This window comes from Actinomycetospora aeridis, from assembly GCF_037400275.1.
GTDB lineage: Bacteria > Actinomycetota > Actinomycetes > Mycobacteriales > Pseudonocardiaceae > Actinomycetospora > Actinomycetospora aeridis.
The window spans coordinates 49886-61557 of record NZ_JBBEGL010000013.1; the positions used below are offsets into that span (position 1 = coordinate 49886).

9 protein-coding genes are annotated in these 11672 nt (G+C 76.5%); 5 read left to right on the forward strand and 4 right to left on the reverse strand.

The window, feature by feature from the left end; genetic code table 11:
- Positions 1–227 precede the first annotated feature (227 nt).
- A complete protein-coding gene (locus WCD41_RS28535; RefSeq protein WP_337718633.1) occupies positions 228–851 on the forward strand; it encodes a hypothetical protein in 624 nt (207 codons plus the stop codon).
- Positions 852–861: 10 nt separating this feature from the next.
- Here WCD41_RS28535 and WCD41_RS28540 read toward each other — a convergent pair whose 3' ends face one another.
- Positions 862–5601, reverse strand: a complete 4740-nt coding sequence (locus WCD41_RS28540; RefSeq protein WP_337718634.1) for an ATP-dependent helicase — start codon at positions 5599–5601, stop codon at positions 862–864.
- 67 nt (positions 5602–5668) lie between these two features.
- On the opposite strand from WCD41_RS28540, the gene WCD41_RS28545 reads away from it, so the two are divergent.
- Both WCD41_RS28545 and WCD41_RS28550 read left to right on the forward strand, forming a co-directional pair.
- Positions 5669–6913 (forward strand): patatin-like phospholipase family protein, encoded by a 1245-nt coding sequence (locus tag WCD41_RS28545; protein WP_337718635.1) that lies wholly within the window; start codon positions 5669–5671, stop codon positions 6911–6913.
- Complete coding sequence (locus tag WCD41_RS28550; RefSeq protein WP_337718636.1) at positions 6910–7605, forward strand: GAP family protein; 696 nt, start codon at positions 6910–6912, stop codon at positions 7603–7605. Before WCD41_RS28545 ends, WCD41_RS28550 begins: the two co-directional genes overlap by 4 nt.
- On the opposite strand, the gene WCD41_RS28555 is transcribed toward WCD41_RS28550, so the two are convergent.
- Together WCD41_RS28555 and WCD41_RS28560 are read right to left on the reverse strand one after the other, a co-directional pair.
- Positions 7586–8296: a response regulator transcription factor gene (locus WCD41_RS28555; RefSeq protein WP_337718637.1), complete on the reverse strand. Its 711-nt coding sequence runs from the start codon at positions 8294–8296 to the stop codon at positions 7586–7588. The genes WCD41_RS28550 and WCD41_RS28555 overlap by 20 nt on opposite strands.
- On the reverse strand, positions 8293–9516 hold the full coding sequence (locus WCD41_RS28560; protein ID WP_337718638.1) for a sensor histidine kinase: 1224 nt from the start codon (positions 9514–9516) through the stop codon (positions 8293–8295). The genes WCD41_RS28555 and WCD41_RS28560 overlap by 4 nt, the downstream gene beginning before the upstream one ends.
- Positions 9517–9646: 130 nt before the next feature.
- Between WCD41_RS28560 and WCD41_RS28565 the strand changes: the two genes are divergently transcribed.
- Complete coding sequence (locus tag WCD41_RS28565) at positions 9647–11113, forward strand: glycosyltransferase family 39 protein (protein WP_337718639.1); 1467 nt, start codon at positions 9647–9649, stop codon at positions 11111–11113.
- A 29-nt stretch (positions 11114–11142) separates the two neighbouring features.
- On the opposite strand, the gene WCD41_RS28570 is transcribed toward WCD41_RS28565, so the two are convergent.
- On the reverse strand, positions 11143–11283 hold the full coding sequence (locus WCD41_RS28570) for a hypothetical protein (RefSeq protein WP_337718640.1): 141 nt from the start codon (positions 11281–11283) through the stop codon (positions 11143–11145).
- Positions 11284–11322: 39 nt separating this feature from the next.
- On the opposite strand from WCD41_RS28570, the gene WCD41_RS28575 reads away from it, so the two are divergent.
- Positions 11323–11517 (forward strand): DUF3046 domain-containing protein, encoded by a 195-nt coding sequence (locus WCD41_RS28575; RefSeq protein WP_337718641.1) that lies wholly within the window; start codon positions 11323–11325, stop codon positions 11515–11517.
- Positions 11518–11672: the final 155 nt, after the last annotated feature.

Sequence of the window (11672 nt, forward strand, 5' to 3'; positions counted from 1 at the left end):
GTCCTTCGCTCTCGTCCATCGGGCCGGAACGGTGCGTCTCCAGCCTGCCGTGGGCGGCGCGAGCGCGCGCGGGGAGGTCCCCTGTGGAGGGACCGGTGTCCGGGTGGACGTCGTACGCGTCCGGCCGGGGCAGCGTCGCCGGCCGTTCGGTCGACGGTCGGACGCGGCCGTCCACAACGTCGGCCGAACGACACCTGGCCTCGCGCCCGGCGTCGGAGCCTGCGCTGATGACGATCCGTGCACTGCACATCCCCGCCGACACCCACGCGGTGATCGTGGAGGTGTTCGGCGAGACCGCCCACCTCGAAATCCGGCCCGCGCCCGGCCTCGACGGCGACACCGATGACCCGGTGACCGTGGAGGTCCCGGCCCGGGCCCTCGTCGCCGCCCTGCGCGCCGCGTGGGCCGACGTCCACGAGCCCCGGGGCGCATCCGAGCCGTGGCGGTACGACCGTCACGTCGACGACCACCGGCGCTACGGACTCTGGGACCCCGACGAGCGACTGCAGCCCGGGGACCTCGGCGACGGCGACCCCGACGGGTACCACGACCCCACCGTCGTGCCGTTCCCGTACCGCCACCCCGTCCAGCCACCGCGCCCGCCCCGGAGCGGGCGGCCCTGGGAGCCGGAGGAGGAGGTCACCGTCCGGCAGCGCTGGCTGGCGGCGTCGCCGGACGCCGACCGGGACGGCCTCCTCACCGAGATCGCGCGGGCCGTGGAGCGCGGGGCCGGCGGGGTTGCGGCCCGGCTCCCGCGCCTCGGCTGCGACCCCGGCAGCCCGGGCTGTGCGCTCCGGCCATGGGACGGTGCGGGGCACCGGCCGGACGAGGGCGGGACCGACGCCGGGTGAGCCGGCCCTGTCAGGCCCGTAGCCGCAGGCCCTTCGGGCTGTGCCGGAACCCGGCCTCGGTGAGCACCTCGGCCAGCACGCCGTCGAGGGCGCCCGAGCCGTCCGCCTTCTCCACCGCGATGCTGCCCAGCCAGCCCTCGCGCACGGCCGTGGTGAGCGCGGAGGCCGCGGCGGCGAGCGGCTCGCGGGCCGTGGTGAAGCTCAGCAACGACTTGCCGCCCCGCTCGACGTAGATCGCGGGCACGCCGTCGGCGAGCACCACCAGCGCGCCGGCCTTCCGGCCCGGCCGGTGACCGCTGTCGCCCACGGTGGCGGGCCACTCCAGCGCCGCGCCCCACGGCTGGGCGGGATCGGTGGCCGCGAGCACGAGGGCCGAGGGCTCGCCGCCGGCGTCCTCGTCCCGCGACTCCGCCCGCAGCCGGTCGATGGCCCCGGGCACCGCGAACTGCGCGGCCCCGAGACCTTCGATGACGTAGCCCCGCCGGGCACGCCCCGACTCCTCCATCGCGCGCAGCACGGGGTAGATGCCGGCGAAGCCCCCGGTGGCGCGCTCGGTGTCCAGCGCGCCGCGGGTGAGCACGCCGTGCCGCTCGAGGAACGCCTCGGTGCGGGCCTGGGCGCGGCGGGTGGGGTCCTCCTCGCGCGCCGGCACCCCCGACCAGCGCCCGGCGGCGGTCGGCGGCCCGGTGCGCGACGGCATCGGCGCGCGGCCGAGCCGGGCGTAGCGACCCCGCGACGGCGTGCGGCGCTGGCGATGGGCACCGCCCGACGAGCCGCGCGAGCCGGAGCCCCGTGACCCGCCCCCGGACACGAGCGCCCGGACCGGCGCGAGCGTGTCGTTGGTGGCGAGCCCCGCCCACACCAGGTCCCAGAGCGCGGCGACGAGCGTGGCGTCGTCGGGCAGCTCCGTCTCCGCCGCGCCGCCCTCACGCAGCACGGCCTGGGCCCGCTCGGAGACCTGGCGGAAGAACAGCGCCCCGCCGGCGTCGAGCGTGTGTGCCAGCGCGCGGTGCAGCGGGGTGTCGACGAGGTCCGGCTCGGTGTCGGGCAGCAGGAGGTCGGCGAGGTCGGTCGGCGCGACGGCCAGCCAGCCGTCGCCGCCGGCGAGCGTGCCACAACCGGTCCAGGTGACCTCGCCGGCGCTGGTCAGCTCGTCGAGCAGCGCGGGGGAGTAGCCGGGCAGGCGTGCCGGGAGCACCAGGCTCTCGAGCGCGCTCGCCGGGATCGGGGCGCCGGCGAGCTGCTCGACCACGCCCAGCACGTCGTCGGGTCCGGGCGCCCGCCGGATGCGGCGCCCGACCCCCTGCCACGCGGGCAGGAACCGCCCGAGCGCCGCCGGCTCGACGGGCTCGACGTCGGCGCGCAGCCGCGCCAGCGAGCCCCGGCGGAGCCGGCGCAGGACCTCGGCGTCGCAGACGTCGGGGCCGGTGCCGACGAGGTCGGCGGGCACGCCCGGCAGGGGCGGGGCGCCGTCCGGGCGCAGCTCGCCGCGCACCAGGCGCCCCGAGGACACCAGACGGTCGACGACGCCGCCGACCACGGCGACGCCCAGGCCGAAGCGGTGGGCCGGCGCGGCCACCGGGAACGGCCCGCGCGTGCGGGCGAAGCGGGCGATGAGGTCGCCCAGCGGATCGGTGACCGGCTCGGTGAACGCCTCGGGCACCCCGACCGGCAGACCCGCGCCGAGGGCGTCACGGAAGCGGCCGGCGTCCTCGATGGCGATCCAGCGCTGCTCGCCGGCGACGCGCACGCGGATCGCCCGCCGCGCGGCCTCGAGCTCGGTCAGCCACTCCTCGGCGACCCCGCGGGCGGCGGCCTCGGCGGTGGTGAGGTCGCCGACGAAGCGCAGGAGGTCGGCGGCGCCCTCGACGTCCCGCACCCGGCGTTCCGGGTCGGTGCGCTGCAGCTGGCCCTCGATCTCGGCGAGCACCTCGCCGTCGAGCAGCTCGCGGATCGCCTCCGAGCCCAGCAGCTCGGCGAGCAGCGCGGAGTCGAGCGACAGCGCCGCCGCCCGGCGCTCGGCCAGCGGCGCGTCGAGCTCGTAGAGGAACATCCCGACGTAACCGAACATCAGCGTGCGCGCGAACGGCGACGCGCTCGTCGTGGCGACGTCGACCACCTGCACGCCGCGGGAGCGGACGTCGCGCATGAGCTCGACGAGGCCAGGCACGTCGTAGACGTCCTGGAGGCACTCGCGCAGCGTCTCGAGCACGACCGGGAACTGCTCGAAGCGGCTCGCCACCGAGAGCAGCTGGGCGGCGCGCTGGCGCTGCTGCCACAGCGGTGTGCGCCGCGTCGGGTCGCGGCGCGGCAGGAGCAGCGAGCGGGCCGCGCACTCGCGGAAGCGGGAGGCGAACAGCGCGGAGTTGCTGACCTCCGCGGTGACCACCTGCTCGACCTCGTCCGGGTCGAGCAGGACGTCCTCGGCGGTCGGGAGGATCTCCTCGCCGGCGTCGTCGAGGGCGTCGGGCAGGCGCAGGACGATGCCGTCGTCGGCGGACGCGGCGCTCACCTCGAGCCCGCGGGTCTCCCGGAACCGCGCCGCGATCGCGAGTGCCCACGGCCCGTTGACCTGGGCGCCGAACGGCGAGTGGATGACCAGCCGCCAGTCGCCCAGCTCGTCGCGGAAGCGTTCGACGACGATCGTGCGGTCGCTCGGGACGTGGCGCGTGGACTCCTTCTGCTCGCGCAGGTACGCCAGCAGGTTGTCGGTCGCCCAGGTGTCGAGCCCGGCGGCCTGCGCGCGCTCCCGCGCCGCGTCGTCGTCGGCCGCGGAGAGCTCGCGCACGAACGCGCCGAGCGCCCGGCCCAGCTCGAGCGGGCGGCCGAGGGCGTCGCCCTTCCAGAACGGCATGCGGGCGGGCACGCCGGGCGCCGGCTCGGCCACCACGCGGTCGCGGGTGATGTCGAGGACCCGCCAGCTCGTGGAGCCGAGCAGGAAGGTGTCGCCGACGCGGGACTCGTAGACCATCTCCTCGTCGAGCTCGCCGACGCGCGACCCGCCCGTCCCGCCCTCGCCGGACCCGGGCGTCACCACCGTGTAGAGCCCGCGGTCCGGGATGGTGCCGCCGCTGGTGACCGCGAGCCGCTGCGCGCCCGGGCGGCCGGAGAGCTGGTCGGTGACGCGGTCCCAGGTGATGCGCGGACGCAGCTCGCCGAAGTCGTCGCTCGGGTAGCGCCCGGCCAGCATGTCGAGCACGGCCTGCATCGCCGAATCGGGCAGGCCGGCGAACGGCGCCGCCCGGCGGACGAGCGCGGTGAGGTCGTCGACCGACCACGGCTCCATCGCCGTCATCGACACCACGTGCTGGGCGAGGACGTCGAGGGGATTGCGCGGGAAGTGCATCGCCTCGATGGCCCCGCCGGCCATGCGCTCGGCGACCACGGCGCAGGAGACGAGGTCGCCCCGGTACTTCGGCATCACGACTCCGGTGGACACCGCGCCGACCTGGTGCCCCGCGCGCCCGACCCGCTGCAGCCCGCTGGCCACCGATGGCGGCGCCTCGACCTGCACCACGAGGTCGACCGCGCCCATGTCGATGCCCAGCTCCAGGCTCGACGTCGCGACGACACACGGCAGGTGCCCCGACTTCAGGGCTTCCTCGACCTGCGTGCGCTGGGTGCGGCTCATCGAGCCGTGGTGGGCGCGGGCGACGATCACCTCGGCGGGCTCGGCCGTCCCGGACTGGCCCACGGCCTCGGCCGGGAACGGCCCGACGACGGGCGCGAGCTCGTCGGCCTCGTCGTCGGTGGGCCCGTCGAGCTCCACGGGCGGCCGGTCGGCCTCGGCGGCCTGCGCCCGCTCGGTGGCCAGCTCGTTGATCCGCGCGGTGAGCCGCTCGGCCAGCCGCCGGGAGTTGGCGAAGACGATGGTGGAGCGGTGCTCGCCGACGAGGTCGAGGATGCGCTCCTGCACCGCGGGCCAGATCGAGGCCCGCTGCGCGGCGCCGGCCGCCGACCCCTCGACCTCCTCCTCGACGCCCGGCCCCGAGCTGTTGTCGCCCCCGCTGTCGAGCGCCGCCATGTCCTCGACCGGCACCTCGACCCGGACCTGCACCGTCTTCGTCGATTCCGGCGCGACCACCCGCACCGGACGCCCGCCGCCGAGGAACGCGGCGACCTCGTCGATCGGGCGGACGGTGGCCGAGAGCCCGATGCGCTGGGCGGGGGCGTCGAGCAGGTCGTCGAGGCGCTCGAGGCTGAGCGCGAGGTGCGCCCCGCGCTTGGAGGCGAGCACGGCGTGCACCTCGTCGACGATCACCGTGTCGATGCCGCGCAGCGACTCGCGCGCCGCGGAGGTGAGCAAGAGGAACAGCGACTCCGGCGTGGTGACGAGGATGTCGGGCGGGGTGCGGTTGAACGCGCGCCGCTCGTCGGCGGGGGTGTCGCCGGTGCGCGAGCCGACCGTGACGTCGGGGCGGGGGAGCCCGAGCCGCTGCGCCGCCTGGCCCAGCCCGGCGAGCGGGGAGCGCAGGTTGCGCTGGACGTCGATGGTCAGCGCCTTCATCGGCGAGACGTAGAGGACGCGGCAGCGGCGCGTCGGCTCGTCGGGCGGCGGCGTCGTGGCCAACCGGTCGAGCGCCCAGAGGAAGGCGGCGAGCGTCTTGCCCGACCCCGTCGGCGCGACGACCAGCGCGTGCTGCCCCTCGGCGACCGCCTCCCACGCCCCGGTCTGCGCCGGGGTTGCGCCCTCGAAGGCGCCCGTGAACCAGTCACGGGTGGCGGGGGAGAAGCGGTCCAGGACGTCCACGACACCATGGTGCCCCCGACCCCCGACAACCACTCTCGACGAGATCGGGCACCGCTAGCGTGGCCGGATGAGGATCGCGCTGGCCTTCCAGGGCGGGGGCAGCCACACGGCGTTCACCGCGGGGGTCATGGCCCGGCTCGTCGACCGCGGCGCGTTCGACGAGCACGACGTCGTGGCCGTCAGCGGGACCTCCGGCGGGGCGATCAACGCGCTGCTGACCTGGTCGGTGCTGCGGGAGGCGCGCCCCGACCGGATCCCGGCCGTGCTGGACGCCTTCTGGGAGGACAACGCCGCGACGGGGCTGTTCGAGCGCGTGGGCAACGCGCTGCTGGTCGGGGCGGGTCTCGTGCAGAGCCTCGGGCTCGCGCCGCCGCTGAACCCCTACCTCGTCCCGCCGGCGTTCGACGGCCGCGCGGAGTTCCGCCGGCTGCTGCGTCGGCACGCCGACTTCGACGCGCTGGCGCTCGACACCCCGGACCTCGACGCCCGGCACCCCCGGCTCGTGCTCGGGGCGGTCGACGTGCGCAGCGGCGCGTTCCGGGCCTTCGACAGCCGCCGCGACACGATCACCCCGGACACCGTGCTCGCCTCGGCGGCGATCCCCACGCTGTTCCGCGCCGTCCACGTCGACGGCGGCGCCTACTGGGACGGGCTGTTCTCGCAGAACCCGCCGGTGGCCCCGCTGCTCGACGACGACCCCGACGAGCTGTGGGTCGTGCAGATCAACCCGACGCGGCGCGACGACGAGCCCCGCACCACCCTCGACATCGCCGACCGCCGCAACGAGCTCGCCGGCAACCTCTCGCTCTACCAGGAGCTGGCGTCGATCGAGAAGATCGACCAGCTCCTCGCGAGCGGCGCCCTCGGTCCCGCCGCCGGCTACCGGCAGGTCGCGGTCCGCGTGCTCGAGCTGGCCCGGCCGCCCGCGTCCGCCGTCCTCGGTGCGGCGTCCAAGGTCAACCGCGACGTCTCCTTCCTGCGCGACCTGCGTCGCCGGGGCCGCAACCAGGCCGACGTCTTCCTGGCCGCCCTCGCGTTCGAGCAGGCCTGGACCCGCGGGGACACGACGGCCCTGCGCTCCCTGCTCGGCGGGGCGGCGATCGAGATCGAGGCCCCGGTCCGGCCGCCGGCGGACCTCCCGGCGTTCCTCGCCGACACCGTCGTCCGGGACGTCACGCGCAAGGAGCTGGTGGGCGAGGACGTCGTCTGGCGGGTCACGCTGGACGGTGTCCCGGGGCTGCTGACCGTCACGTTCGTCGGGACGCGGATCGTCGCCCTGCGGCTCGGCCCGGTGCCCGAGGACGAGCGGTGAGCCCCGAGGCGCTGGTCCTCGGGCTGGTCAGTGCGGTGCGCGGGGTGACGCTCGCGATCGTCTACGCCCTGCTGCTCACCGACCGCGCGCGGCGGCTGCTCGTGGCGTACGTCGTGGCCGGCGCCGCCATCACCCTCGGCGTCGGGATCGTCGTCGTGACGTGGCTGCACACCGGCACGCGGTCGTCCGAGGCCACGGTGGGCCGCCTGTGGGTCGACGTCGTGCTCGGGGTGGTCGCCGTCGTCTGGGCGGGCCTGCACCTCGCCGGGCACCCGATCCGGCTGCGCCGGCCCCGGCGCGACCCCGGGCGGGAGCCCAAGCGGGAGCGCAGCACCGTCCTGCCCGAGGCCCTCGACCGCCGGCTGCGCGCCCCCACGGTGCCGATGGTGATCGGGGCCGGACTGCTGACCAACCTGCCCGGGCTCTACTACCTCGCCGCGCTCGTGGCGATCCTGCAGACCCACCCGGGCGCGGTGGACGGGATCCTGCAGGTGTCGGTGTACACGCTGCTGCGCTTCGCGGCGCCCGTCGCGGCGATCGTCCTGGTGCTGCTGCGACCCGACCGGACCCTGGAGATCGTGCGGTCGGCGCACGCGTGGGGGCACCGCAACTCCCGCGTGCTGCTCGGGGGGCTGGTCGGGGCGGTGGGGGTCTACCTCGTCGTCAAGGGGCTCAGCGGCCTCCTGGGCTGAGCTCGCCCTCGTCGTCCTCCGCCGCGATGCCGGCGTCGTGGGCGAGGAGCGCCAGCTGGGTGCGGTTCTCCAGGTCGAGCTTGGTGAGCGCGCCGGAGAGGTAGGTCTTCACCGTCGAGAGCGAGAGCAGGAGCTCGGTCGAGATGCGGGCGTTGCTCCAGCCCCGGCCGACCGCGGCGGCGACCGCGCGCTCCTGCTCGGACAGCACGGCCAGGCGCGCCTCGGCCCCCGCCGGGTCCCGCCCGCCGCGGCCGCCCCGTCCGGTGGCCGCGGCGATCAACCGCCGGGTGACCGACGGGGACAGGCTCGTGCCGCCCGACGCGACCCGCCGGATCGCGTCCTCGATGTCGGCGGGCGGGGTGTCCTTGACGAGGTAGCCCGTGGCGCCGGCGCGCAGGGCCGCGAGCACGTCCTGGTCGGAGTCGAAGGTGGTCAGCACCAGCACCGCGGGCGGCTCGGGGCCCGCCAGGAGGTCGGCGGTGGCGCGGACCCCGTCGACGCGGGGCATGCGCAGGTCCATGAGCACGACGTCCGGGCGGTGCTCGGCGACGGCCGCGGGCACCTCGTCGCCGTCGCCGGCCTCGGCGACGATCGTGATGTCCGGCGCCTCGCCGAGCATGAGGCGCAGTCCGGAGCGCACCAGGGCGTCGTCGTCGACCACCAGCACCCGCACGGTCACGGCTCCGCTCACGCGATCTCCTCCCGCGCGGCGGCGGCCACCCGGGGCTCGGCGCGCCACGGCAGCCGGACGGCGACGCGGAACCGGCCGTGCTCCGGTCCCCGCGACAGCACCCGCCCGCCCGCCAGCGCGACCCGCTCGGCGATGCCGAGCAGGCCGTTGCCGGGTGGGCCGGGCGGACCCGTGGCGCCCGCGGCGGGCAGCGGGTTGCTGACGTCGAGCTCGACCTCACCACCGGGCTCGCCGCGCAGGACGACCGCGACCGGCCGCCCCGGGGCGTGGCGCGCCGCGTTGGTGAGCGCCTCCTGGGTGATCCGGTAGAGCGTGCGCCCGCACTCGTCGGGCACCGTCCCGTCGGCGCGCTCGTCCTGCAGCGTCACCGGCGTGCCGGCCGAGCGGACGCCCTCGAGGAGACGCCCGAGATCGGCGAGCGTGGGCTGGGGCGCGACACCGGCGGTCCCGACCTCCGCGGTGCCGGCGTCGGCATCGGGATCCGCGTCCGGGTCGCGCAGCACCCCGAGGATCGCCCGCAGGTCGACCAGCGCGTCCCGGGCGCCCGCGCGGATCACCTCGAGCGCGTCGCGGATCTCGTCGGGCGAGGCCGACCGGCGGTGGGCCAGGGCGCCGGCGTGCAGCGACACCATGGAGAGCCGGTGGGCGAGGACGTCGTGCATCTCGCGGGCGATCCGCGTGCGCTCGGCGGTGCGGGCCGCGTCCGCCCGCAGCACCGCCTCGGTCTCGGCCCGCTCCGCGCGCTCGACGAGCGAGTCGAGCAGCTCGTGGCGCGCGCGGACCGCGGCACCGGTGGCCACCACGACGACGGTGACGCCCGCGGCCCACGCGTAGGCCCCGAGCGAGGTGTTGTCGGGGGTCTGGAGCCGGAACACGCCCTGGAGCGGCCCGATCGCCAGCGAGAGGGCCCCGAGCGCGGCCGCGGTGGGCCACGGTCGGCGGACCGCGAGCGAGAACGTCGCCACCGCGCCGGCCAGCCACGACGACGTGCAGACGACGCCCAGCGCGTAGACCACGAGCGCGCAGCCCACCGGGACGCGGCGGCGGGCGAGCACCAGGACCGAGGCCGCGAGCCCGCCGGCGAGGTCGACCCACCACCACGCCGGCGCCTCACCGGGCAGCGTCGTGGGCTCGAGGACCAGCGCGGTGTAGACCCCGAGCAGGGAGAGCGCCACCGCGCCCGCGTCCCAGAGACGCGGGGAGGGCCCGGTGGTCGGCACGGCGATCACGCTAGCGGCACCGTCCGACACCGGCCTCGGCCGAAGGTCGACCGAGGACGGTCCTTTCGACGACGACACGGGGCCGTCGCGCCGTGGCCGGCCCCGCCCGGTCCCCGCGACGATCGTCGTCATGATCGCCACGGAAGCGCCGACGGTCGTCGCGACACCCGCACCCCGCCCCCTGCACCGCCTCGCCCGGTGGCCCGTCGGGATCGTGGCCGCCCTGGTCGCGGCCGCGCACCTCGCGGTCGCGTGGATGCCGGGCTGGTTCTTCGACGAGGCCCTCATGCTCGCGATCGGTCGCGACCACCTCGACTGGGGCTCGGCCGACCAGCCGCCCGTGGCACCGCTGCTCGCCGGCCTGATGGACCTCCTCGCGCCGGGGAACGTCCTGGTCCTGCGCCTGCCGGCGATCGCCGCCACGGCCGCGACGGTTCTCCTCGCCGCGCTCATCGCCCGCGAGCTCGGCGGCGACCGCCGCGCCCAGACGCTCACCGCGATCGCGCAGGGCACCGGGACGTGGCTCGCCATCGGCGGGCACTGGACCACGCCCTACACGCTCGAGCCCGTCACCTGGCTCGCCCTGGGCTGGCTGCTCGTGCGCTGGTGGCGGGTGCGCGACGACCGCCTGCTGGTCGTCCTGGGCGTCGTCGTCGGCGTCGGGGCGCAGACGAAGTTCCAGATCCTGCTCCTCGCGGCCGTGCTGCTGCTCTCGGTGCTCGTGCTCGGGCCCCGCGCGATGCTGCGCCGCCCGCAGCTCTGGGCCGGCGCCGGGATCGCCGCCGTGATCGCCGCGCCCACGCTCGTCTGGCAGGCCCTCAACGGCTGGCCGCAGCTGCGGATGGGCCCGGTGGTCGCCTCCGAGGCCGGGTACCTCTACGGCGGGCTCACCGGGGTCGCGATCGGGATGATCGCCGCTGCCGGCGTCCTGGGCGGCCCGCTCGTGCTCTACGGCCTCTGGCGCCTGGTCCGCGACCCCGCGTTCGTCGAGCTGCGCCACCTCGCCCTCACGACCGTCGTGCTCTACGCCCTCTTCTCGGTGACGCTCGGCCGCCCGTACTACCTCGCCGGGCTCTACGGGCTGCTCGCCGCGGTGGGCACCGTGGGCCTGCAGCGCCGGCGCGAGGCCGGGCACACGCGGATGCGGTGGTTCGCCTGGCCCGCGGCCGCGGCCAGCGCCGCGGCGGCGATCGCGGTCATGCCCCTGTCGCTGACGATGTCGTCACCGGCGGTCGCGGACACCGTCTCGGCCGCGACGGTGCAGGCCTACGACGCCCTGCCCGCCGAGCAGCGGGCGCGGACCGCGGTGATGGCGGAGTCCTACATCTACGCCGCCTACCTCGACGTCGCCGCCCCGCAGGACGCGCTGCCCCCGGCGATGAGCAGCAACCGCAGCTACGGCTGGTTCACCCCGCCCACCGACGACGTCGACACCGTGCTCTACCTCGGGTCCACCGCCGACGAGCTGCGTCCGTGGTTCGCCGACGTCCGGCCCGTCGGGCGGGCCGGGACGGACGCGCAGCTCTGGCTCGCGACCGGGCGGCTGGCGCCGTGGGGGGAGTTCTGGCCGAGCCTGCGGCACCTGGACGTGCAGTAGGGACGTGCCGTGGGGGGACGAGCGGTGGGTCAGCGGCCCCTGTTCTGGAACCACCAGCGCAGCAGGACGACCAGCGCGGCGAGCAGGCCGAGCACCGCCACGATCGTGCCCAGCGTGCCGCCGGTGGGGTCGAGGGAGGTGGCGGCGAGGGGGCCGGCGGACGGGACCACGCCCCGAGGCTACTCAAGGGCCGACCTATCGTGGGGGGCGTGCGGCTGACCCACTTCCGCCGGCTGATGGACGACGAGTTCGGCGTCGTGCGCGCCGGTTCGATCTCCCGCGACCACGTCTTCGGTGCGCTCGGCGGGCGCACGGTCGAGCAGGCCCTCGAGGACGGCGACGAGCCACGTGACGTCTGGCGGGCGGTCTGCGCGGAGTTCGAGGTGCCGGGCGAGCGACGGTGAGGGGTCCCGACACGCCCGGACCGGCCCGGGCTCCCCGATCGAACACCTGTTCGTCTACCCTGCTCCGTACGGTCGCCCGGCGACGTCAGCGTCGCCGCCGTCCGTCCACAACCGTTCCGTCCGTCCCCAGGGCGGCCGGCTCCGGCACCGCGGTG